Here is a 23634-nt window from a genome sequence, read left to right as displayed (position 1 = left end):
CGGAAGCTTAACTTCCGCTTTTACCTCAACTTATAAACACACACAACTTATATGTTATTTTTTTAACATCTAAAAATAAGCATTTCAGATACAAAAAAACGCATTTCAAGGTATTTTTGTGATACCTGGCTTGGCAGGAAGTTGCGGTCAAGTTGTTTTCAGAATGAACCCGTATTCACTTTTGAAGTCATTGGCACGTATCAATCCGTAAAATGGAAATACTTGGTCATATGTTGTATGGATGTAGATACCACCGCCAAAAACATCATTTCCTTCTGAATTCAAAGATGATAGATCAACATTTCTGACCGTTCTATAGAACTTCTTTGGATCTGTGATTTGGATAACTACCTCAGCGTCATCATTCATAGATAGTTCATTGTTTGTGTCGATTGTATTTCCTATTATAGTGAAAGATATTATTTTAATTCTTACAGGCTTGAATTTTATCAGGTTTTTCGTGTGAAGCAGATTTTGAATGATTTTATCGGTATGATATTTGGGCCAAAGAAATACTCAAATATGGAACTCGCCTTCGCCTATAGTACTCTGCTATTTATTGTTATAATGCTTGCAATCGTATCAATTTAAATTCCTGATCATGAAGAACCTACTAGATATGCTCGTGCAAAGAGAGGAAGTATTAATCTTAGAGATACAAGCTACGACCGAATTCTCTAGGCTTTCTTTTTAAGATTAATTCCCAATGCCTTTGCAAGACTGGGAGTTGAGTTGAGAATTTCTCTAAATCGTAGTAAGTCTCTTGCTCCATATTCCATTTGATGACCGAATTGATTGGTGGCGGTCACAGATATGGAAGCGTTTGTGAACTCTGGTTCAAATTTACTTGAAAGAGTTTCAACGATCTCATAGCGCTCAAGATCATCAATTGCACCTCTTTCAAGATATTGTCTTAATGAGTTGTTTAACTCATAGTAATAACCGCGCTCATCCTGTCCCACTTTCATGAAACTGTATTCTTTATTCCACGAATTACGCACATAATATCTACCTGTCTCAATTTCCATTGCTCTCAAGATTGGTTTTAATCCCTGGGAATTTCCCGATGAAATGCTCCCAGTCCTTCCATGTTTTGAACTTGTATTTGAACTCACAGACTCCGCAGGAAGTTCTTAAATAGATTTTTGTCCCTTGGAAAGTGGGTCGTTCGTCTACATCAAAAGCGCGCCTGATATGGGCGTATCTCAAGTCATCAACAGCGTCCTTATCAAGCAATTGAGATGGACGATCATCAATCTGAAACCATTTTTGATTTCCCTTTTTGAACACCCTCATGAAATGATGGTCAATTGAAAGACCCGAATTGCCTTCGAACTGAATGATGTAGCGACCGTAATCCCACTTCGACATGAAAGTAAAACTAATAAATTTAGTATGTTGAATTTATAGTTTATAAACTAAATATTTTAGTAAGTCTTAAAAGCGTGCTAATTCCTATATTTAGCATATGTGCGTAGATGCTGAATACAATCTTAAGAGCCAAATCAAACAAGCTATTCATGACGGTCTTCCAGAAGAAGAGATTGAGGATATGAAGCGTGAGTTATGGATTTTGACAGGAGATCCTTTTTACGACCCTGATGAAGAACTCGATATTGCTCAAGTCGATGTTTGGCCTGGCCTAGAAGAATACGAATATTATCATGTGAATGGATATGCCAAGCCAACACTTCTCAGTTACACTGGAATGACTCCCTTGAAAATCGCCTTTGCAGAATGGGGTTTCGTGCCGTTTTGGGTTGAAACAATGCAGGAGAGAAACAGCTACAAGGCCAAAAGCAATAACAATCTTAATGCTCAAAGTGGGCATATGTTCACCAATCGCACTTTTGCTGATGGGGCAAAATGGGGGCGCTGCGTAGTGATGCTTGATGCTTACTATGAACATCACGACTATGGATCAAAGAAATACCCTTTTAGAATATTTCGAAAAGATGGGAAGCCAATGTATATAGGCTGTATCTCACGCAAGGCAGATTTATACGATGAGGAATCTGGTGAGGAAATGACAATTAATACTTTGGCCTTTTTGACATGTAAGGCCAATCCCATGATGGCCAAAATTCATAACAATGAAGAGATGGTCAAAAGAACGGGTCACAGAATGCTTGTTATTTTGGAAGAGGATCAAATAAGTGATTTCCTTAAGCCTTATCCGGTATCACATCTTGAAAAAGGAGACCCACAAGAGGAGAAATTATTTCAGGAAGAAATTTTAAATCTATGCCAACCATTTCCACAAGAAAAGATGGGGTATCATTCTGTTATTAATCTTAGAAAAAGAAAAGAGATGCCATATATCGGTAATACACCAGAGATTACGAAAGTATATGTATGGGAAGATTTAGACTATGAGGCAATAAAGGTAGAAGGAAAAAAAGAGTGACATACCTTCATTTAATCTTATAGAACGTGGTTTTATCACCATTCTTAAAAGCAATTGCTCACCTGTCTATGTCGATATCTTTACTTTCATCCCTAAGCTTTTCGAAAGTTTCTCTGAGCTGACCAGGACCAAGCTGCTTATCTTTGAATGCTCTACTAAGGCTGTTTTCATCTTTGTAATAGTCCTTTGCATCCTTGGTTACCATGTTTCTTAATTGCTGATCGTATTGCTCATGCTTTTGCCTAATGCTTTCAATGTTTGCATGTGGTAAATCTGTTCTTATGCCTTGGGCATAATGAAGATCGGCAATGGTGCGGGTTTGGTGCAGTTCATTTTTAAGGTTCAAGTATCTCTGCTTAATACGCTGAATTTCAAAGTATTGATCCATCTTTCCACCGATCTTGCTGTAAAGCTCAAGCCTGTTTTGAAGTTCGTTGTCTGACAGATTAGCGTTTGGTATTTCTTCATTGCTTTTAGGTAGTGGTGTAGGCGCTAAGTGATCTTCTTTGTCCGGTTTACTCCAATTGTTTTCTCCTTTCATACCTCAGGTTGTTTAATTTATTTCGCCTTCATCTACTGCTTTGCCGCGTGCAACAATGTCTGAGATAAAGACTTTACTTGCCCCATCATCTTTTCCTGATGGGCTTTCCTTCAACCACAGAAGCGTTTCACTTTTTAAGTGATCGCGAATTTTTATAAGATTACGCCCCTCAACGTGTACATGCAGTTCGTAAGCTATGAGCTTTAAAGTATCTCCTTCAAGAACAGAAACTGGAAGCAGGGAATATGGGAGCGTATATTCTTTACCAGAACGTAGTATAAGGTCAAAGTGCCTTACCTGTTCCTGGCTCACGGCATAGAACTGTGTAGGAGATAAATTAGGTAATTCACCCTCTTTAGTCGCGCTCATGCTTGATACCTGGAATGTCCCGTTTAGGGGATTTTTCCTGTCGTTTGGCTTTTCCATGTTCTCTTAATTTCTCGTTTAAGGATTTGTGATGTGCGCGCTGTTTTTGCTGCAATAATCTGCGCCCATGATCATCCGCGACTTCTCGTGCCGTTGGTTCTTCACTACTTCGGACAATGCTTTTCTTTAATTCCTCTTTGCTGTCAGTCATAATCTTTATGGTATGGGTGCCACGACTTACAGACACGTAGAACTGCTCCTGACCTGCGGCCTGAAAACTTAGCTCTGACATGCTGACTATCGTGTCCTGAACGTCCCGACCTTGAGAACTATATGATGTCTCTACATAGGCCGTGGTGATGTGCTGAATATCTTTAGGTATGGTTCTGTTTGCGCCTAATTTGATATCACCTGATTTGGTGAATCCTGTAATGGTGTACCTGTTACCATTGTTGATTTTGGAGCCTTCATTTGATTTTGAATTGCAGGTTATTTTTATCAAATCGCCTTTGGCCAAGTCAGATTCCGTCTTTCGATAAACTTCATATCTGTCGTATAGGTCATTCGGCAAGGGGTGCACATCTCCGGTTTTTAAATTCCGTATTTTGATGTCTTTGTTTTCTTTAAAAGGTAGAACCTCATAATGAGAACCTGCCTTAAAACCACCTTTTGAATTCTTGGTGAATCGCAATACTTGATTGTCCTGATAACTCACCAGATCTTTTTTCTTGGCATCGGTTAAAGACAGGTTCTTGAGGGTATTAAAAGTTCTTTCTTTGCCGGTAATTCGGCCTTCTTTTTTTAGCTCTTCACGTACTCGCCCAGTTAACAATCCAATCTCAAAATGGGTTGGAGAAACAATCAAAGCACTTCGTTTTGCTTTGATAGATTTCACGTATTCTTTGGCAATTTCATCAAAGCGTTTTTCATGATCCGGGATTTCCTGGATGGCTCCCATTTTATCAAGTGCTTGATAACCCTCTAAGGTGTGGCCACGCCCTAATTTGTCTACCGCCTTACGGTAGTCTTCAGTTTTTTGTCTGACGTTCTCAGTTACGGTTGCCGTTTTAACTCCTGCGTTTTTCAAAGATTTTAGAAAGTTTCCGGCATCAATTGCACCGTGTTGTCGTGTGTCTCCACCGACTATTACGCGTCCTCCATGTTTATTCGCAAGTTGTAATAGTTGAAGCCCTTTTCGCAAATCAACTTGTCCACCTTCCTCAATGAACAAAGTGCTATTGGTAAGCTTTTCTTGCAATTTTGGGTTTGTTAAAAGGGCACTGATCGTGTCGGATTCGAAGCCTTTTTTTCGCAATACATCGTGGCTAGTACGGGCAGTTGTCGAGACCGCAAAAAGCGATGAACCTCCTTCATGTATTCCGCTACGAACTTCAGTCATCAGAGTGCTTTTTCCAACACCAGCTCGGCCCTCCAAAACGGTAACAAAATCACGTGAATCTTTTAAGATCAAATCAATCGCACTCAATTGCTGCTCGTTTAAAAAGTCATGCTTGGGTTTGTAATCCTCATTGAGTGGTTTGAATTGGCCTTTCCCTTTAGTGGTCAAATCGAATACTTTATCCTCAAGCATGACCATTTCTCTTGTTGTTATGATTGGTATTGTTTCAATTTCTGTGCTGAGGATATCGTCTTTTTTTGCTAGTGCTTGCTCTACATCATTTGGGAGTAGGGTGCCATAACCGTAAGAAAGTGCCGTTGCTAATACTTTGTGTTTGGGTACAGTCGAGTTCCTCTGAAGATGGTGCTGCAGCGATAAGTCTATCGCATCCTTTGGAGATATAGGCTTGTCTGTCGCGAATTTGCCCCCCTTTAATTGTTGAAGGGCTTCAAATTCGGCTGGAGTCAATCTGTCTTTCCAGTGTTTGTAGAGTTCTTGGTCACTGAGTTTGGCAGAACTTTTTGACTTTCTCGTCTTTGCACCTAGTTCTGCCTTTGCTTTAGCATCAATTATGCCTTGTTCTTTTGCTATTTTCTCAATGTGAGTTGTCCTGTTCGAAAACCTGTCGATTAAATCTCTGGAGTCGGCCCCTCGTATTTCCCAACGATCAGGCGTGCGGACTATAGAGTAGCCTGCTTGTGAAAGTGCGTGTGAAAATACGGAATGGTAGACCGCTTCAAAATAGGTCGCCCTTTGGTATATGTTACGTATCTCGAGGGCCTGATATCTTTGGTTTTCTTCGTGCCAGGTGATATTGGGCATGTATAAATGAGAGTGCAGTTGAGGATCGCTTATGAGCATCACTTTCCCGTCAACTTCCATTTCTGTTGGTCTACTTAAGAAGTGATCAAAGGCGGCATAAATATGATTACCTGTGGTATCGAAGAAGCGACCATATTGTGTGTTGGCTTGGCTCTGTATAGTCTTTTCGATAGCTTCGGCAGCGGCTGTATAACCTTTTTGATGACTTTCAAGCAAAACGGGGTCCTGTGTAAGAGCGCTTAAAATTGACGCGCTCTTTGGCGCAGAAAAAACATTGTCAAAACCAGCTCTAGAATTTTCTACTCTACGGACACATAAATCTGCGTCTGTTTTGGGGTGAAGCTTATTGACCAGCTTAGTAAAATTCTCCTTTGTGACTTCTTGTCCATATATTTCTAGGTGTTTTGCGGTTTCACCTTTCCAATGCGCAATAACTTCTTGGTCTATATAATAGTGGCCTTCATTTTGTCCCTCTTTGGACAGCCCCTGATCAAAATAAATGACAGCGGCTTCTCCGTTGTATGAATTGTGAATTCTATACACGTTTGGGTCGTTTCTTGTTGACTAGACCAGCAAATACCTCTCTGGTCACTTGCTTATCATGGACGCCTAGGTGCTTTGCGGTTTCACCTTCCCTCTGAGCTACAATCTTCTGGCCCACATAATAGTGGTCTTCTTTTTGTCCATCTTTGGAAAGCCCCTGATCAAAATAAATGACAACCGCTTTCCTCTTATATGAATTATGAATTCTATACATCTGGTGGTTTCTGTGATTTTTTGAAATTTTTAGAGGCCAAGGAAGCATGCGAATGGCATTTTTTTCTTCCATTGGCCCTGTTGCATTATGTATGCCTGATTTTTCTCATTTTGTCTAGGATTATATTCCTCAAAAACAAAATTCACATATCAAGAATGGCCTGATCTTTCATCTGAGCAGACTTATCGGTAAGTTGCATAATAGCTACGCATGATGCGCTGATCCACAAATAGACTGCTGCCCATAAATCACCGGCAAGCTCCCAAAAAACAAAACCAATGATGATGGTAAGAATAGGTTCAATCACACCCTGAACCGTGAAGTTGTCTATACTTCTGTATTTAGATATCCAAGTATAAATCCAACTCTCTCCACGGGTTGTCATTTTCTTATTTCCAAAACCTGCATATATCATAGTTGTATGTATGAGGGACAAGGTGGCTAACAGTGCGGCTACATAAATTAATATTTGTGAATGCACTTCAACGAAGACTAAATCGTACAACTCTTCTCCACTTTTAAAAAAAACGAGCAACGGAGAGAATAGGGCCACTATCGGTTTGAATATGATTGGAATATTGATCGAATTAAAAACAAGGATAAAGTTCAACCCACAGAGCGTAGTCAAAAACCCGCATGTTTCCGCTCCGAAAAGTCTTCGAAAGAATACAGACGGGCTTAGCGCAAGCAATGCTGTCATAAACTGCCTGTAGTATTGCAATTGCTCATACCACGCTTTAGCCCCTTCTTTAAGGATGATCATACGGAGAAACTGTGAATTTACGATCCCGTAAATAATAGAGGTGTCACCGATTTTCCTGTTCCTTGATATCTTAATATCATCGTAATTTGATTCTTCAGTTCTCATAGCTTTTTATTTTAGGTCATCACTATGAATGAAATCCGAGCACCATGGCTTTCGATCCATTTCCTGAAAAGTTTCCGCGCTGAGGTGTATAATTGATCTAATGCCTTATTGGGGTTGTAATAGACGGTAATGTTTATCCCATCCCAGTTCTCGTATGCTTCTTCATCAAAGTATTTGTCTAGAGTTTTTATAATCTCTTCATCCTTGCCGTTGTCAAACATGGATCGTGGGTTGTGCAGGTAGTCATATATTCGAAACGGTGGCGAATTCTCACACATGTCGCTCCAAATTTTCAAACTCTTGACATCGGCTGATGACCTTGCCAATTCGTTCGCATTTGTTTTAATCGCTTGGAAAACAAAGCTTTCTCTAAGGCCACTGTCAAGAGCTTGTGGTAGAGTAGAAATGTTATCTTCAAGCCTTGCGATAAACGCAGTTTGTTGTGTAATCCTATCTTGCTCTGTTCGGCTCATATACGAACCTGCAAAGGCAATGGAGTCAATGGAGTACGTTTGCAAATGCTTGTCATCGATCTGGGAAAACTTCACTTTGTATTTATGCGGACTTACTTCCTCAGAGCTTGGCAGGGTCAGTTTTTCCATGATCTTGGCATCAATAAGAACTTTCCCGTGAGAAGGAGTAATATCCTCAAGGGTAATCTGGAAAGTGAATTGTGGGTCGGGGTCTGGCGAGCAAGCGGCTAAAAGTGAAGCAGCAAGCAGCAAGATAGAAACGCCAATATTGGCAGATTTTGCTTTCCCATTACTTCTGAATTTTAGATTTATATCCTCATTGATATGGTTGGTTGGTGCATTGTCCGTTGCTTTTTGGATCGCGAGCTTAGAAACAGTTTTGACCTTCTTTAAAGAGTTTCTTTTTTCAGACTTGAGAGATTTATATAGACTTTGAGCTTCTCCCAGATCTTCTTCCATTCTGTCAGTATTAGCATCAATTACAGCTTGGGTGTCGTAAGAGTCTTTTGCTCGCTCCCTATCTCTTTTAGCCCGATTGTTGATCTCTAAAACTTCTGCATCATAGGCATCACGTTGCTGATAAAGGTCATCGGATAGCTGCATCCAGATAAAATAATTGTACCATCTTCTTTGAAGGCCAAGGCTTATTCCTACAGCAAAGAGCGTGAAGGCAATAATGGTTAGAAATGTGCCTCCTGAAGAATAGAATATTCGAAGAATTAGCAGCACAGATAAGGCAGACCCTCCGATAAAGGAAGATATCCAGAGTTCTTTGCGACTTCGTTCAATAATGCTTTTAGCGATGGCATGAGCTGAATATGCCATGACCAATGAAATGCCACCGACCAATATATAGATCATGCCGTTGCTTACCGTGCCTGATTCCTGGACTAGATAAAAGTTGACCACACATTCTATTCCACCTAACAGGCACTGGAGGAAGATATAGACCTTATTATTGTTCAGGCGGCTGTTTTGTGGAACACCTTTCTGTTGTTTCTTAAAATTCTCTGCCGTTTTTTCGTATTGACGAGCTTTTTTGCCAGTCGCTTCGCTCTTGGCCTCTAGAGTCTTCGCTTTCTGCTCATCTTTTTCAATGCTCTCTATCTTCTCATCGTACTCTTGTTTTGAGTTGTTTTTTGCTTCCTGAATCCTATCTCTTTCTGGTTTGTTGATAAGGCCCGGATAACTCTTAATCTTCTGGGCAATTGGTGCCATCAACTGATTATAAAGCTGTTTAAGCTTAATCTCTGTTATGTCATCGATTTGATTGATTTGTTTGATGACACTTTGAAGGGGTGAAGCTTTCGCATCGCCTGCCAATTCGTTCACTTTTATTTCATGATTATCTTCAGTGTCTTGAATTTGGTTTTTGACCGAAACTTCAAATGGCACTACATTTTCATTATTCTCGATTTTAGACGGGTTCTTATCAATTAAGAACCGCATAAATGGGAAGGTTACTCGTTTCTTCTTTTTCATCATTCTTTGGTTTAGTTATGAATTTCACTTCTATCATTGTTGGGATTTTGTCTTTGAAATAAGGTTAACTCTAAATATGTAATTGTACATGTATAGTTACAAATCGAATAAAAAAAAAGACTATGATGGTTGTAAGTATGAATGTTATGTTACAACTTCATTAACTCATAAGTACCCTTGTATTTATACATGTATAGTTACAAGATAGGAATTCTATCGGGTTTTTCAAATTGAAACTCAAGAAATATGGCTAAGAAGAAGGGAAATCAAAAAAAGTTGCGATCCGATACTGGTTCTGATATGTTAAATCGGGTTGTCGGACTGAATGAAATTTTGAAATCTGAGCCAGTCGACCCATTTATTGCATTGGCACCGAGCTTAGCTGAGAAAAAGGGAGACAAGCTTTTGGATTTTGTCGAAGATGAATCTGACAAAAAGCAGCTTAAGAACGTTATTGATTTGCTTGAAAAGGAACATCCGGAAACGCAAGGAATTTGGGCGCACCTAATAGAATCTGGTATTAAATCAGATTTTCAGGCTGTTGCCACAGTTTTAAATGAACTGCGAGGAAAACTTAAGACAGGTTATGACCCGGCAGAGTTTAATAGGCTTAAAGCTGATCAATTCGCGATCAATATGGGTAAACATCTAGAAGCTGTTAGGAAGGATGGTAAGTCAACTATGCGAGATATTGCTGATCGTTTTAACGAGTTGCAGATTCCTTCATTTCATAATAAGACTTGGAGTCATTCTACAGTTATGAAACTGCTTCATAGAAGGCGAGATATGGGCTTGGAATAAGACTTTAATTCAAACGAATAAAGTCTTGATTGATTACTATAAAAGCTCCATGATATTTCTTCCCTAGAGGTGTTAGTGTGCAGCACCCACAGACTTTTCCTTCATAACTCCGTAGTACCATAATTTCTGGAAAGAATATCGCAGCCAATTTTGGAGAGAGAGCCTTCCTTTGATCTTTCTTCTCTTCGATAAACGCTTCAAACAGCTGTGAGGCTTGTATGAAACCTAAACCCATTTCGTCCTCAGGTTCGTTAACAAAAGGTAATTTATCTTCATTATCTTTCATAGCAGTAGATTTATTTTTAACTAATTTCTAATCTCATATTTATTCAAACATTGTTCATCAGAACCAATTTTCTCATTTAGTTACGCCCTTTATGTTTAAGCTAAAAGTGACTTTCATCAAACGCAAACTTAATTGGACTAAATATTTGCCCGTTTTGCATTCTAGCCAATAGAGTTACATTTTTTTTCCCTACTCAACAATAATGTCCTCCTTCCTCCTGCATTTTAATATGAAATATGCTAATCCTCAGCTTATTTGCTTAGTGCACAAATCCGACTCTTTGAGGTCTGGCATTGGTAAGTTATCTAAAACCACAAAAAATAAAATTTGTGTTACCCCAATTGGGGTAACTTTTATTGGTTTAAATCGCAGAATTGGCTCTTTTAGGTTGCTTTAAGCGGGAACGGCATGGACTGATTTTCAACACTTATTCGTGTTATTGATTTGACGAGGTTATGTTTGGGACATATCACGTACATTTGATGGAGTCACCTTTTTAACACCACCAATTTAGGCGGCTAGGATGCCAGAATTATCATTGGCTGAAACGACCGACCAGAAATCAAAGTTCACGCATCGTGGATGCACATTGAGAGGGCTCGTAACATGTATCACATCTAAATTCTCTGATCAAACCTCACAATCGAATAGTTTTCTTCATTCTTCCCCCAAGTTTTACCTGCCTTAAAGACAACAGCTTCAACAATAAACTTGTTTGCCTTTCTGCCTGTTTTGAGTTTGGTAAATTCATCAGGTGAAATGCGATCCATCAACTGCTGGTTTTTGGATTTTGAAAGCTGTTTTTTTGGATCCATGCTGACACGCTCTACAATTGACAAGTGCTGCCCGATCATTTCGGAAGCCCATTTGTTGGTGTCAAAATCAGATTGAGAGCAAAAGTATTTTAAGTTTAGGTTTCCCAATAAACTTTTTGCTTTTGGCAAAGGGTTGGTGCTTCCCATGACAAAATGAATGTTGTTGATGTTTTGGGTGATATACAGACAGGCCACCCAAGAACTCCTCGCAGTGACTTGAAACAAACTATCTGTTAGGGGGCTAACGAAGCTCTGATATTCGTCTATAATCAACCCTACAGGTTTTGGATTTGTCTCTCTCTTGATGTCTCTGCGCTCCATTGCTGCCTGAAAAGCAGTTTTGTAGATTGAAGCGGCATAAATACCAGCAAGGCCATATTCTTTGAGGGGATAGTCAATTACCACAATGGAGTTCCTCTTGATAATGTCTTCTGGCCAGAGTTCATCACTTAACCCTCCTGAAAATTTCTCTTGAAGAATGCCAGAACCAAACCAAGGCTCGATAACTCCATTATAGCTTTCAATAATTATACTTTGAGTCCTTTCAGAGATATTTGGAAATTCTTTGCTCCAATAGTCAAGAACGAAGCGTGCTTCTTCCGTCTTAGTAGGGGATTCAAAATCTTTGAGATTGACTTTATGATAGACATCGAGAAAAAAACTTGCCTGTATCCAGGTCTCCAGGTCATGAACAGCTTGCTTTCGAAGCTTTGGATCAACTTCGTCATTGCTTATTAGATTAATGATCTCGTTATAGACCTTAAAGTCATCAGACCTGAAGCACCCGGAAACAAGTTTGCGCATGTTGTGAATGCTCACTTCTTTTCCTGCGAGAATTAGAAGCATAATAGACCGACTGATAAGGCGGCGCAGGGAGTTATCCCAAAATTTCTCTTCTTTACCATCACCACCAGATTGATGAATACGGTTTTGCTCATTGAGGTTCATCAATATATTAACCATATTGATCATTTCACCTGCACCATCACCTGTGCGATCTAGCTCATATTGCAAGAAATTGAAATTTAAATCGCTGTCCTTGTTAAAGATCACAAGGTCTTTACTTCGGCCTGTCTGTTCGGCATAGCGAACCCAGCGGTCTTTTTCTTCAGGTTTGGCGCACAGAATGCACATACCCCAGCCTTTTGATAGCATGGCTTTTCCAGCATACTGAGCTGGGCCGCTAGTTTTTCCACTACCCGTACTGCCTAGGACTAAAGTGGCTTCTATTGCATCAGCCCAAGTGATTTTCGTTTTAGTACCCGGAACTGTGTAGAGTTCTTGATCTAGGATGGATTCAAAGTCGTTGTGGTGATCACTGTCTTTGGTAGATGATTGCTTGAATAGTGACATGTATATTTTTGGTTTTACGTGGCTAGTCTTTTTCCATGTCTCTTTTTTGATCTTTCTCTTGAACATCACGGCCTTTTGAATATCTGTCCCTAAGTCTATCTACTGAGAAGAGCTTAATTGCATCCTTTTCTTTTTCAAACTGTGCAACTCTATCTTGAAACCCGCGAGTGTATTCGCTTGGCTCATTTTCTGGTAGGGTCATGCCTTTTAGTAAATGGGGCATATGTGTGCAAATCATGTCAGCATGGTTGTATGCTTTTTTATATTCTTCTGATACTTTGAGTTCCTCCATTTCTAAAAAGTGTCTTTGGCATTTTTGTCTAAGAATTCGTTAATAGACTCTCGGTCATAAAGAATGAATCTCTTATTGGGTTGTGAGAATCTTATCTTGCCTTCATCACGATATTTCTGAAGGGTAGAAGAAGAAGTAATGCGTAGCATGCGCATCGCTTCTTCACCATCAATCCATTTGTCCTTTGGGGTGCTTTGCTTCTCACTAAGACGCTCTACGACTTGTTCAATCAACTCGTAAAAAGCAGGTTCATCTAAGCAAATGACGTTCATTCACTTAAGTTTGTGAATTTAGATGTGCTTTCAAAGCATTGCTGCAAAAGCTTGTTATGGCATTTAAAGATAGAAGTGGTTGTTTATAAATAGTTTATAAACGAAAAAGGAGTTACAAATTTTACTTTGTAACCCCTTGATAATGAGTGCGGAACGGACGGGACTCGAACCCGCGACCTCCTGCGTGACAGGCAGGCATTCTAACCAGCTGAACTACCGCTCCAATATTTATATTTGGCAGCTATTCTTAAACCAGCCTGTCTGCCGACAGGCAGGCTGAACTACCGCTCCAAAATGTCTTTTTGTGTGCCTTTCGTTTAAGGTGATGCAAAAGTAGTATGCTTCTTTTGATTTGCAAACATCAAGCAAAAAAATATTGCTTGATGAGTGCCACTTTTAGAGAGTGGTCTGGGGTTCAGTTACTTCTGATTTTTCCTTCTGACATCTTTACCTCCATACCAATCTTCAAAAGTTCGTTGAGTTTGATATTTGTCCGTCAAAATTCTGTAGATCATATAGACAAGCACAATCTGACTGACGATAAACAGCATAAATACTATAGGGAAAGAAACACCCATTTGGGTTAGCAGTGTATATAGAACTACAACAGCAGTAGTTAGATATATTGAGAACTTCATTGTTTTCATGCATGGAAAACGAAGTCCATAATGCTATTGTTTGGAAAAGCTAGTGCCTGCTAATCTCTGAGCTTAAAAGTAATGGTATAAAGTCGATGACTAATCTCTAGTTCCTGAAGTACACCATTCTTAAAAGTGTGGAGTTCTTTCTTTTTATCATGTTCAAAATAGAAGCTGTTTTGGTCCTTGCGAACCATTTCTAGCATACCACCAGTGGCCAGGGCATAGGATTCAGTACCATTATCAGGTACTTCAAAGTAATAATAGTCAGCACCAACCAAGTCGTTTCGGTTGAGCTTTGAGATCTTACCGTCTTTATTCAGCTCGTAGTGTTGATCTTTAAAGGTGGTGTGTACCGAAGACTTTAAATGTCCGTTTGTCCGTGACTCAGCTTCTCCGATAAGCAATTTGTTATTCATATAGGTCGAACTACTCTTAAAATCAACCGTGATCTTAACGATCATATGGGCTTCTATGTGGGTGTCCACCGTAATTTTCGTGGCCTCATCATTCACTTCCCTAATGACTTTCATTTCACCCACATTATCGCCTCGAATATAGGCGTCATAGATAAGCGTTTGCCCATAAGCCGTAGTGTTGAGCAAAAGACCAATAACAGCGACTGATAACAAAGCAGACAGTCTTGGAAACTTTGTGAAGAATTGTATGTTTGCTCTCATATGGAATACAATATACTGGAGAAAGCAAGCGAAACCAAAGGGAGCTTTTACATCGAAGAGAATGGTGAAGTCATGGCTGAAATGACTTACTCTATTGCAGGGCCTGAAAGAATTATCATTGACCATACAGAGGTGAGCGAAGCATTACGTGGCAAAGGAGCAGGGGTCCAACTCGTTGCATATGCAGTTGAATTTGTAAGACAAAAAGGCATTAAAATGCTTCCGCTTTGTCCGTTTGCTAAAGCCACTTTACTGCGCCATCCTGAATGGAAGGACGTTTGGTAGTGATGAAACCTTAATTTCCTGATGCAGTTCTCACATAGCGCTGGCTATAGGCGATTGACCTTTTTCCACCAGCCCAGCTGCCATAAGGTCGATAGGCGATAGGACTATGTGGGTTGAAATCACCAAACTTCATGTCGTGCTGATAGTATCCGCCTCCTCGATAACCATAACCACCCTCTTCGGCAATGCCTTTGGGCCAATCTTCGTTTGTAGCACTTCCGTTTTCGCTGATGACACCATCACCGTGCGTTCCTTTGAAGTTTCTACCTATCGGATGACCGATCGTTACGCATTTCTCCCATAAACTTCCAGCCAGGTCCATTACCCAGTAGTAGGATGCACCATATACATGACGAGTGTCATTGGTCAAACCTTCTTCGGTTTTTCCATCTCTGAGTTTTAGGTTATCGTCCAGATCCACGAATCTTGCCAGGTCATTGGTGTTGTCTGTTCCCCAAGGGAATTCATGTGCCAAGGGCGTTTCTGGACCTCTGGCAGCCTTTGTAAACTCCAATTCGGTCATGGGCCTTAAACCAGCCCAGTCGGCAAGAGCTGCACCATCATCCCAAGTGATGTAGTTACAAGGTCTGTCTGGATTTTCCGTCTTATAGGTACCTGATACCAATTGTATGCTACCACGGCCTTCATAATATTTCTCGGTCTTATGTGGACTTAATGATTCAGCGAGGTCTGATGGTAGGCTGTTTAAAAAGCTGGTATAGAAGCCCTGAGAGGTTTCATACTTCATCATATAATAGGGTTGTACTCCCTTTGGAAAGGTGGAAGGGACTGTACCTGTTCTATCTCCCGTATATTGTGGTTGTCGTCCAGACTTATGATAGAGCTTATTATTTGAAGGACCGATTTCAATGGTCTGATCCTCAGATTGGATTTTATATAAGCCATTCGGGTTTCCCTGGTCATCCGATTTATAGAAGGAAGCGAAGCTCAGTGCTAATGGATCGGGATCTCCAAGGGTAAAGCCTCCTTCCGGAATATAAACCATTTCCAACGCAAAAACTTCTATGGATGCATTGGCATTTAGGCCTTCCAGTGAGCTAGCATCTACTTTTAAAGTGACATTCAGGTTCATATCACCTCGATATTGGCTTGCTGGTTCTATAAAACTACCGACCCGATCTGAAGGAACAACCACACGGGATTGAGGGCTATTGTTCTGACTTCTAACGGTATGACCGTTGGTAGAGAGTTTTACATGTTGATATCCAGAACCTGAGGATTTGACCTTAAGGAATACCCAGGCGGCATCATGGTTTCTGTTATTCTTCCAGCCGTTTTTCCATGATAAATTGAATGTCACTTCATGAGTTGCTTTCTTCCAGGTGATCTGACTGACAGAGATGTCATTGGCAAAGGAACTAATGGGGGCAAGGAGTAATATGATAATCAGTTTTTTCATTATTCGCTTCTTAAAGAGGTAGATGGATTAACCAAGGCTGTTTTAAGGCCTTGGAAACAAATGGTAACTATGGAAAGGAATAGCGAGGCCACTCCAGCTAATACAAAGATCCATAGGTTCAAATCGATTTTGAAGGTGAAATTGGCAAGCCATTCTCGAGAAAAATACCAGGCTGCCGGCCATGCAATCAGGTTGGCGATAATCACCAATAGGGCATAGTCTTTAGATAGCAATTTCAATATGCTGAAAACAGAGGCACCAAGGACTTTCCGCACTCCAATCTCTTTCACACGTAGCAGAGTGGAATAGTTTGTCAAGCCCAGGAGACCAAGGGCGGCAAGGAAAATCGAAATCACGGAGAAGTAGCCCACCATTTGACTGATTTTTCGCTCACTTTCATATATCTGATTCAGGCGATCGTCCAGAAAGAAAGGGGTAAAAGGACGATCTGGTTCGAATTGATTCCATGTGGCTTCAAGGTCCTCTATGGATTGGAAGATGTTCTCAGGACGTATCCTGATGGCCATATAGGCATACCAGCCCGGACTGTAGGTGATGACAAGCGGTCTGATTTCCTGCTTTAAGTCTGCAAAGTGAAAGTCTTCGACTACTCCGATAACCGGCCTTCCTTTTCGAGCCCAGCCTATATGCTTGCCCTCCCAGGCTGCGCTGTCCCATTGGTTAGCTGCAGACTCATTGATCAAAAAGGCTTCTTTGTCAGTTTCCAGGTCAATAGAGAAATCCCGCCCTTCCTTAATCTTCAAATCAAAGGTTTTAACAAAGTCAAAATCAGCAAATAGGCCAGGGATGTTTTGTGATTTCTGTTGACCTTCAAATCGGAAAGGCCTGAGTGGTACATCATTGCCCAATATATCAGACATAGCAGAGGCGCTAACAACCGAACTGTTTTTGAATAGCTCTGCTTTGAATTCTTCCGATTGGCGTTTAATGCTCGTGCCTCTAATCGGAACCATCACAACTTGTTCCTTAGTAAAACCCATGTCTTTGTTGAGTAGGAAGAGATGCTGTTGGTTTACTACTATGGCACCAATGATCAGAATAATAGAAGTGGCAAACTGAAAGATCACCAGGCTCTTCCATATCCATGGAGATTTTTTGCCAGTGAGCTTTACGTTGCCAATTTTCAAGGCGTCCACAGGTTTAAATGAAGTGACCAAAAATGCAGGGTAGACGCCTGCGATTAAGCCGATGAGCATAGTGAATGCAATTACCACTGTAATGAAAAGCGGGCTTAGCAGAATAGACAGATTCACAGGAGAGTTTGTGATTTGCTCGAAGGGTTGAATCAGCATTGCTACGAGTCCTATGGCTATGATTAAAGAGATTAAGCTTGTCAACAGAGATTCAGTCAGGAACTGATCCAATAACTGTCTTTTGCTTGACCCCATCACTTTTCTGACTGCTACTTCTTTGGCGCGTTGAGATGATCGTGCAGCACTCAGGTTCATGAAATTGATGACCGCGATAATGATGATAAAAACAGCAATGGCAATGGCGATGTAAATTGACTTATAGTCACGATTCACCTCAATTTCCTGATAGAGCTGTGACTTCAAATGGATATCTGTGAGGCGCTGCATAGGGAATTCCAGAAAAGGAGCCATGCTTTGAGGAAAGTGCTTGGGTATAAATTCATCAATATAGGTCTGAAGTTGAGCTTGTGTGAATCCTGGAGGTACCTTGGCATAAGTATGGCAAGGGTTCCAATACCATCCCTTGTCTCCAAACCGATTGCCGGTTGCCTCAAATACCTCATCGATGCTCAGTAGGGTTGAAAGAAAATCAAAATGAAAGTGAGAATTAACAGGAACGTCTTTGGCAATTCCAGTAATGATCAATGGAAGTTTGTTCTCGAAATGAATAGTCTTGCCCATGGCTGATTCATTGCCAAAGTACTTTTTGGCCATACTTTCGGTAATGATCAAAGACCTTGGGTTATCAAGAGCTGTTTCACGATCGCCTTGTATAAGCTCAAAAGAAAAGATATCAAAGAAGGTAGAGTCGGTGAAGAAGAGCTTGTCTTCATAAAAAGATTTTTCTTCCTCACGATAGGTCATTAGAGGTACCTTCTGGAAGGTCTGATACAAACGTGTGGTGATAATGTCGGGGTAGTCAACTGAGAATGTTGGACCAAAAGGGAAGGGGATACTCGCTGATTTTTCTTCGACCACGCCTTCCTCATTGCTGAAGATTTCGGAGAAGCGATAGATATTGTCGGCATTCGCATGAAACTGATCGTAAGTCAGCTCATTGAATACGAAAGAGCTAATCAAAATAACGGAGGCTAGGCCAATGGCCAGTCCTGAGATCTTGATGAGAGAATAGAACTTGTTCTTGACTAGGTTTCGCATTGAAACCCTATAGTTGTTCCTAAGCATGTTGAAATAGTTTAAGTTTTTGTACCTACTAGTTTTCTTTATGTTAGCCGATTTGAAGGACCTGATAACCTCCCAGACAAAGAGCAATTGAGCCCTGACCGGCCCAATTTTCTCAGCTCTTAAATGGTAGATTTCATGCAGGTCACCCTGAATCTCGTTGACCAGAGATTTGTCACAATACCATTCTAGAAACTTGTCCGCCCATTTTGGAGGGGAGTTGCGCTTTTTCATTATTCAAAAGATAATTTTGGTGCCATGCTCCAAAGTGTTTCTCTCTGCTTGTTCAAATCTCTGGCGAGCTGATAGCCCACATTGGTAATTGAATAAATCCGTTTGCTGCGCCCACCTCGAAGGTTAGTGGAACCACCAACCCTTGACTTAATAAGTCCTTTCTCTTCAAGCCTCCTTAATACTGTGTGAATGGCAGGGATTGATATCGTTTTGTTGAATTGCTTGGAATACTCCTCTGAGATGGACACCGCATAAGCACTATCATTGAGCACAATGACAATTAGAAGTATTATTTCTTCTAGTGAACCAATGGATTTATTCATTGTCTTTTTATTTAATAAATATTTGTATAACAAATAAATCGAAAAAAGCAGAAATCACAAAGTTTCTGCTGATTTGAGTATGCTTACGTGAAAGGGGACTACCAGGTTGAGGTTTTTAAGTCTCTGGTAGCCTTTAAGATATCTCTTCGACTTACCTGACCAATGAGTTTGCCATTATGGTCTACTACTGGGAACCTTCTAAAGTGAGTTCTAAGGAATTTTGAGGCAATATCTAGAACATCAGCGTCCATGGATACTGTTGCAACTTCTTCGCTCATATAATTTTCCACATTAATTCTGCCATGAGGTAAATTGTGATAAGCTTCGTCTACCATAATCTTTAGGCAGTCAACCTCTGAGAGAATTCCTGCAAGGCGCCCGTTGTCATCGACAACAGGTGCTCCTGAAATTCTAAGATCAAGGAAGGTGTCCATTGCTTCGGCAATGCTCTGATCCTTATGGAAAGTGATCACTTCTTTAGTCATGTAATCTGTGACAGGTCGGTACTGATTAACTGTCTTCGGTGGTTCGGGTGTTTTTACGCCTGTGAAATTCATGATGCCTTTTGTTTATCTACTGAAAAATTACTGGGAAAGGGTATAGAAATTACGGATTATTTTGCTATTGACAAAATAATTTTCTGATTAAATCAGTGTTTGTAAAATAAAAGGTGGTTTATGAGTATTAGTGCAGAATAATAGTTAAATGTGATTTCTGTTCTGATTGTAATGTTTAATCTTTTCATTGAGCAGCTTGCCGTCTAATCTTCCCTGAACATCCCGTAAATGTTCCAATATGGCCAAGCCTTTATTGATTTGCTTGTCTATACTTTTCACTTTACTCACCAGATAGATAAGACTCCGTTGTTTGCCGGGTGTCAATTCATGAAAGTACTTGCTTCCCACTTCATCCTGATCGAGCAAGACCATAAGACTTTCGGGCATGGGCAGACCATACTCTGAGGTGTCTTTCTCCAATATTAGCTCAACACTTTCGCCTAGATTAATCCCCAGCTTTTTTCGGTTTGACTTGTTAACCATGATGTAGCTAGCATCATTAAGCGGTACAAGGGCACTATGCATAGTGACAACTCCATTTACTTGACAGATAACACGCTTGTGATTCTCACTCGACATTTGCTCGGTCACTTCTTGGCTTATCGGGAAGTGGTAACCCCATATGCCTTGATCGAATTTTTCAAGAGTGGTGATAACCTTCATGCTGGGTAAAGATAAGTGCTCAGAAGGATTGCCCAATAGATTTTGACTTATGTGAACTTGCGATTAAGCCATTTGGCATCCGATTGCTCATTTTCGCATAAAATTCCTGTTAAGGTAAGGTTGTGACACCTACTTTCGTGTTGTAAAGTAGATCAATCAAAACTCACATCAAATGAAACAGCCTCTCCGATATTTCCTCAGTCTTATTCTGTTCCTCACCCTTGGTCTTGGGTTTGCTAACGCGCAGGTTACCACATCCTCGATGAGTGGAACGGTTTCTGACGCCAATGGCGAACTACTCGAAGGAGCTACTATATTAGCCATTCACGAACCAACGGGTACTAGATATGGTGTTATTACACGATCTAACGGACGCTATAATATTGCCAACCTAAGGATTGGAGGCCCGTACCGAGTAGAGGCCTCTTTCATTGGCTTTGAAACCCAAATTAAGCAGGGGTTCTTTCTAACACTTGGTAAGAACCAAACCATAAACTTTGAAATGAAGGAGAGTGCAACGGCACTCGAAGATGTTGTGGTTACGGCAGGCTCGACCGAAATCAACACAGATAGAACGGGTGCAGCCACGGTTATCGATAATGAGAGGCTCAAGATAATACCTACCATTACGCGATCGGCATCTGATATTTATCGCTTGAACCCGGCTTCAGACGGTAATTCCTTTGGAGGACGAAATGACCAATTCAACAATTTCTCGCTAGACGGATCCATTTTTAATAACCCCTTTGGTTTAGATGCAGCTACTCCCGGTGGACAATCCAATGCCCAGCCCATATCACTTGACGCGATTGATCAGATTCAAGTATCAATTGCTCCATACGATGTAACGCAGGCCGGTTTTACGGGAGCCGCTGTGAATGCTGTGACCAAGAGTGGTACCAATGAATTTAAGGGTACCGCTTTCTCATTTTTCCGTAATCAAGGAATGACAGGAAGCAAGGTGAGAGGCGAAGAGATATTCGTTCCAGACCTTAATCAGTTTCAGGCTGGTTTCAGCCTAGGAGGACCAATCATCAAAGACAAGCTGTTCTTCTTTGCCAATTTTGAATTAGAAAGAAGAGAGGACTTAGGTTCTAACTTCAGAGCAACGGGTTCTGGTGGTACAGGTGACAATGTTTCTCGAGTCTTGGCCTCAGATTTAGATGCAGTGAGTGATATATTAAGATCGCGATTTGGTTATGAGACGGGTGTTTACGAAGGTTATACACATAACACAGACAACCAAAAGGGTATACTAAAACTTGATTGGAATATTAACGACAAACATTCTTTGACGGCTACTTATAACTTTTTGGATGCCTTTAGAGAGCAAAACGCACACCCTTCGGCTTTGGGACAAAGAGGGCCTGATGCCAATACACTGCAGTTCTTCAACTCAGGATATAGAATCAATAACAAAATACATTCGGGAATTTTGGAGCTGAGATCTCTTTTTAGCAGTCAGTTCTCTAATAAACTGCAAGTGGGTTATACTACATTTGAAGATAGCAGAGATCCATTTAGTGATCCTTTTCCAGTGCTTAATATCCTTCAGGGAGGCTCGCGCTATATTATAGCAGGGCATGAGCCTTTTTCTATCAATAATAGGCTTGACCAAAACGTATTTCAAGTCACCGATAACTTCGAGATTTATAAAGGCGATCACACGATCACTATAGGGACTTCATTCGAGAAGTTTCAATTCGATAACTCCTTTAACCTGGGAGTGTATGAACCATTTGGGGTGAATTACCCTGGAGGAACATTTGGACAAGGCTTTGCCAGTGTTTCTGACTTTTTGAACTTTGTGAATGCTGGTAGCATGGATGCTGTTGTCGATCATGCGCGTACCACCTTTGCAGATAATAATGCGAGTAACAGTTGGGCATTGGCTGAAACGAATGTAGGTCAGCTATCCTTTTATGTTCAGGATAAATGGGCCGTTAACGATCGGTTCACGCTGACTTATGGGTTGAGAGCAGACAAACCCTTGTTCTTCGATACTGAGGATAAAATTCTTGAAAATATCGCGCGTAAGGGTGGCTTGTTAGATCCGGCAAACGGTATTTTTGATGGTAACTATGCCCCGAGTGTTATCTACTATGATGAGAATAATGAGGAGGTGATGTTTGATCATACAGTGCTTCCTACGAACGACATTCTCTGGTCTCCAAGAATCGGCTTCAACTGGGACGTTAATGGCGACCAAACCTTCCAACTAAGAGGAGGGTCAGGTTTATTCACAGGGCGTTTCCCATTTGTTTGGTTAGGTAATCAGGTAGCAAACCCAGATTTCTTCTTCTATACCATTACAGATCCTGACTTCCAGTTCCCGCAGGTTTGGAGAACCAATATTGGCTATGACAGGACTTTCGGTGATGGATGGTTTGTGTCAACAGACGTAATTTATACTAAGGACATCAACGCCATGATGGTGAGAAACTTCGGGTTGAGAACGCCAACAGGCTTCTTGTCAGGAGTGGACAATAGAGCTTATTATTTGCCTGGAGATAGATCAATAGACCCTTTTGGTAACCCAGGTCAAAATGCTTATGTATTTACTAGTGAAGACCTGGGACGCAGCATTAATGTAACCGTTGAAGTAAAGAAGCAGTTTTCCAATGGAATCTATGCAACCTTCGGTTATAACTATTTGGATGCAAAGGACATTAGTTCCATCGAAGCAGAGATATCAGGTGATGCTTTCGAAAGAAATGCCGCTGTAAACAATGTAAATGAAGCAGTGCTTCAACCTTCATTGTATGGTAACAGACATAGGTTTATCGCTACCGCGAATAAAGCCTTTGAGTATGGAGGTAAGTGGAAAACAACAATTTCATTATTTGCCGAGTATGCCGAAGGAGGTCGTTTTAGCTACACCTACGCTGGTGATGCTAACGGAGACGGGTCAGCGATCAATGATTTGATTTATGTACCAACTGCCGCAGAACTTTCTAATTACACATTTGTAGGGTCTGCAGTTCTCCAGGATATCCAAAGATCGAGGTTCAACGATTTAATCAATCAGGATCCTTACCTAAACGGCAGAAGAGGGCAATATGCTGAGCGTAACGCAGCTTTAAGCCCTTGGTATGGTAGATGGGATATGAGAATACTCCAAGACTTGACATTGGCGAATGGAAATAAGGTGCAGTTCTCTCTGGATATCCTGAATGTGGGCAATTTGATCAGCTCAGATTGGGGGGTAAGACAGAATCCTCGAAACATTCAACCACTTTCTATTTCGGTTAACCCTGCAACATTTGAACCTACCTACACATACACGAATACAGAGCCGACCTCTTTTGTAGATGATTTCAGTCTATTGTCCAGATGGCAAATGCAAGTTGGACTGCGCTATATCTTCTAGTTTACACGGTTTTGATGAAGTATTCATTCACAAGGGGGAGTCATGAGATTCCCCTTTGTTAGTTAAAATATTGTTTGGTTTGCTTTACATAGACCGATGGTATGTTACCTTTGTACCACCCAATAGGGATAAAA

The 23634-nt window shown here is 40.8% G+C and carries 24 protein-coding genes and 1 tRNA gene; 4 read left to right on the top strand and 21 right to left on the bottom strand.

Annotation, left to right across the window (positions count from 1 at the left end; all coding sequences use genetic code 11):
* Positions 1 to 147: 147 nt before the first annotated feature.
* The 3 genes from BFP97_RS06345 to BFP97_RS06335 all read right to left on the bottom strand — a co-directional run bounded on the left by BFP97_RS06345 (position 148) and on the right by BFP97_RS06335 (position 1371).
* Positions 148 to 369: a hypothetical protein gene (locus BFP97_RS06345; RefSeq protein WP_069841605.1), complete on the bottom strand. Its 222-nt coding sequence runs from the start codon at positions 367 to 369 to the stop codon at positions 148 to 150.
* A 308-nt stretch (positions 370 to 677) separates the two neighbouring features.
* Positions 678 to 1028, bottom strand: coding sequence for a hypothetical protein (locus BFP97_RS06340; RefSeq protein WP_069841604.1), 351 nt, complete (start codon positions 1026 to 1028; stop codon positions 678 to 680).
* Complete coding sequence (locus BFP97_RS06335) at positions 1018 to 1371, bottom strand: hypothetical protein (RefSeq protein WP_069841603.1); 354 nt, start codon at positions 1369 to 1371, stop codon at positions 1018 to 1020. The genes BFP97_RS06340 and BFP97_RS06335 overlap by 11 nt, the downstream gene beginning before the upstream one ends.
* Positions 1372 to 1468: 97 nt before the next feature.
* Here BFP97_RS06335 and BFP97_RS06330 point away from each other — a divergent pair, with 97 nt between their 5' ends.
* Complete coding sequence (locus tag BFP97_RS06330; RefSeq protein ID WP_069841602.1) at positions 1469 to 2407, top strand: SOS response-associated peptidase; 939 nt, start codon at positions 1469 to 1471, stop codon at positions 2405 to 2407.
* A 58-nt stretch (positions 2408 to 2465) separates the two neighbouring features.
* Here BFP97_RS06330 and BFP97_RS06325 read toward each other — a convergent pair whose 3' ends face one another.
* The 6 genes from BFP97_RS06325 to BFP97_RS06300 all read right to left on the bottom strand — a co-directional run bounded on the left by BFP97_RS06325 (position 2466) and on the right by BFP97_RS06300 (position 9118).
* Positions 2466 to 2948, bottom strand: coding sequence for a hypothetical protein (locus BFP97_RS06325; RefSeq protein ID WP_069841601.1), 483 nt, complete (start codon positions 2946 to 2948; stop codon positions 2466 to 2468).
* Positions 2949 to 2960: 12 nt separating this feature from the next.
* Positions 2961 to 3317, bottom strand: coding sequence for a hypothetical protein (locus BFP97_RS06320; RefSeq protein ID WP_069841600.1), 357 nt, complete (start codon positions 3315 to 3317; stop codon positions 2961 to 2963).
* Positions 3304 to 6078, bottom strand: coding sequence for a MobF family relaxase (gene mobF / locus BFP97_RS06315; RefSeq protein WP_069841599.1), 2775 nt, complete (start codon positions 6076 to 6078; stop codon positions 3304 to 3306). Before mobF ends, BFP97_RS06320 begins: the two co-directional genes overlap by 14 nt.
* Positions 6071 to 6292 carry a hypothetical protein gene (locus BFP97_RS06310; RefSeq protein ID WP_170827417.1) on the bottom strand — a complete coding sequence of 74 codons (222 nt, stop codon included), beginning with the start codon at positions 6290 to 6292 and terminating at the stop codon, positions 6071 to 6073. Before BFP97_RS06310 ends, mobF begins: the two co-directional genes overlap by 8 nt.
* A 142-nt stretch (positions 6293 to 6434) precedes the next feature.
* Positions 6435 to 7160, bottom strand: a complete 726-nt coding sequence (locus BFP97_RS06305) for a hypothetical protein (RefSeq protein ID WP_069841597.1) — start codon at positions 7158 to 7160, stop codon at positions 6435 to 6437.
* Positions 7161 to 7171: 11 nt separating this feature from the next.
* The gene (locus BFP97_RS06300; RefSeq protein ID WP_069841596.1) at positions 7172 to 9118 is read right to left on the bottom strand and encodes a hypothetical protein; all 1947 of its coding nucleotides are present in this window, start codon (positions 9116 to 9118) and stop codon (positions 7172 to 7174) included.
* Between the two features lie 243 nt (positions 9119 to 9361).
* Here BFP97_RS06300 and BFP97_RS06295 point away from each other — a divergent pair, with 243 nt between their 5' ends.
* Positions 9362 to 9916 carry a recombinase family protein gene (locus BFP97_RS06295; RefSeq protein WP_069841595.1) on the top strand — a complete coding sequence of 185 codons (555 nt, stop codon included), beginning with the start codon at positions 9362 to 9364 and terminating at the stop codon, positions 9914 to 9916.
* A gap of 4 nt (positions 9917 to 9920) precedes the next feature.
* On the opposite strand, the gene BFP97_RS06290 is transcribed toward BFP97_RS06295, so the two are convergent.
* The 7 genes from BFP97_RS06290 to BFP97_RS06260 all read right to left on the bottom strand — a co-directional run bounded on the left by BFP97_RS06290 (position 9921) and on the right by BFP97_RS06260 (position 14252).
* Positions 9921 to 10202, bottom strand: coding sequence for a hypothetical protein (locus BFP97_RS06290; protein WP_069841594.1), 282 nt, complete (start codon positions 10200 to 10202; stop codon positions 9921 to 9923).
* Positions 10203 to 10819: 617 nt separating this feature from the next.
* Positions 10820 to 12370, bottom strand: coding sequence for a type IV secretory system conjugative DNA transfer family protein (locus BFP97_RS06285; RefSeq protein WP_170827415.1), 1551 nt, complete (start codon positions 12368 to 12370; stop codon positions 10820 to 10822).
* Positions 12371 to 12392: 22 nt separating this feature from the next.
* Complete coding sequence (locus BFP97_RS06280; RefSeq protein WP_069841592.1) at positions 12393 to 12662, bottom strand: hypothetical protein; 270 nt, start codon at positions 12660 to 12662, stop codon at positions 12393 to 12395.
* 2 nt (positions 12663 to 12664) lie between these two features.
* Entirely contained in the window at positions 12665 to 12934 is a 270-nt protein-coding gene (locus BFP97_RS06275) for a helix-turn-helix domain-containing protein (protein WP_069841591.1), read from the bottom strand.
* Between the two features lie 149 nt (positions 12935 to 13083).
* A tRNA-Asp gene (locus BFP97_RS06270) sits at positions 13084 to 13157 on the bottom strand.
* Between the two features lie 196 nt (positions 13158 to 13353).
* Complete coding sequence (locus BFP97_RS06265) at positions 13354 to 13572, bottom strand: hypothetical protein (protein WP_139135205.1); 219 nt, start codon at positions 13570 to 13572, stop codon at positions 13354 to 13356.
* Between the two features lie 59 nt (positions 13573 to 13631).
* Positions 13632 to 14252, bottom strand: coding sequence for a DUF6134 family protein (locus BFP97_RS06260; protein WP_069841589.1), 621 nt, complete (start codon positions 14250 to 14252; stop codon positions 13632 to 13634).
* On the opposite strand from BFP97_RS06260, the gene BFP97_RS06255 reads away from it, so the two are divergent.
* Positions 14253 to 14537, top strand: a complete 285-nt coding sequence (locus tag BFP97_RS06255) for a GNAT family N-acetyltransferase (protein WP_069841588.1) — start codon at positions 14253 to 14255, stop codon at positions 14535 to 14537.
* Positions 14538 to 14547: 10 nt separating this feature from the next.
* On the opposite strand, the gene BFP97_RS06250 is transcribed toward BFP97_RS06255, so the two are convergent.
* The 5 genes from BFP97_RS06250 to BFP97_RS06230 all read right to left on the bottom strand — a co-directional run bounded on the left by BFP97_RS06250 (position 14548) and on the right by BFP97_RS06230 (position 20130).
* The gene (locus BFP97_RS06250; protein ID WP_069841587.1) at positions 14548 to 15957 is read right to left on the bottom strand and encodes a formylglycine-generating enzyme family protein; all 1410 of its coding nucleotides are present in this window, start codon (positions 15955 to 15957) and stop codon (positions 14548 to 14550) included.
* Positions 15957 to 18587, bottom strand: a complete 2631-nt coding sequence (locus tag BFP97_RS06245; RefSeq protein WP_069841586.1) for an FtsX-like permease family protein — start codon at positions 18585 to 18587, stop codon at positions 15957 to 15959. Before BFP97_RS06245 ends, BFP97_RS06250 begins: the two co-directional genes overlap by 1 nt.
* On the bottom strand, positions 18587 to 18910 hold the full coding sequence (locus BFP97_RS06240) for a PadR family transcriptional regulator (RefSeq protein ID WP_069841585.1): 324 nt from the start codon (positions 18908 to 18910) through the stop codon (positions 18587 to 18589). Before BFP97_RS06240 ends, BFP97_RS06245 begins: the two co-directional genes overlap by 1 nt.
* A gap of 98 nt (positions 18911 to 19008) precedes the next feature.
* Complete coding sequence (locus tag BFP97_RS06235; RefSeq protein ID WP_069841584.1) at positions 19009 to 19467, bottom strand: CBS domain-containing protein; 459 nt, start codon at positions 19465 to 19467, stop codon at positions 19009 to 19011.
* A 144-nt stretch (positions 19468 to 19611) separates the two neighbouring features.
* Complete coding sequence (locus BFP97_RS06230) at positions 19612 to 20130, bottom strand: DUF1905 domain-containing protein (RefSeq protein WP_069841583.1); 519 nt, start codon at positions 20128 to 20130, stop codon at positions 19612 to 19614.
* Positions 20131 to 20302: 172 nt separating this feature from the next.
* Here BFP97_RS06230 and BFP97_RS06225 point away from each other — a divergent pair, with 172 nt between their 5' ends.
* Positions 20303 to 23500, top strand: a complete 3198-nt coding sequence (locus tag BFP97_RS06225; protein WP_069841582.1) for a carboxypeptidase regulatory-like domain-containing protein — start codon at positions 20303 to 20305, stop codon at positions 23498 to 23500.
* The last annotated feature ends 134 nt before the right edge of the window (positions 23501 to 23634 follow it).

The sequence above is a fragment of the Roseivirga sp. 4D4 genome (assembly GCF_001747095.1).
In the GTDB taxonomy this organism is placed as follows: Bacteria; Bacteroidota; Bacteroidia; order Cytophagales; family Cyclobacteriaceae; genus Roseivirga.
The sequence above is the reverse complement of the archived record's forward strand: the minus strand, read 5'-3'. Positions and strand labels throughout refer to the sequence as shown.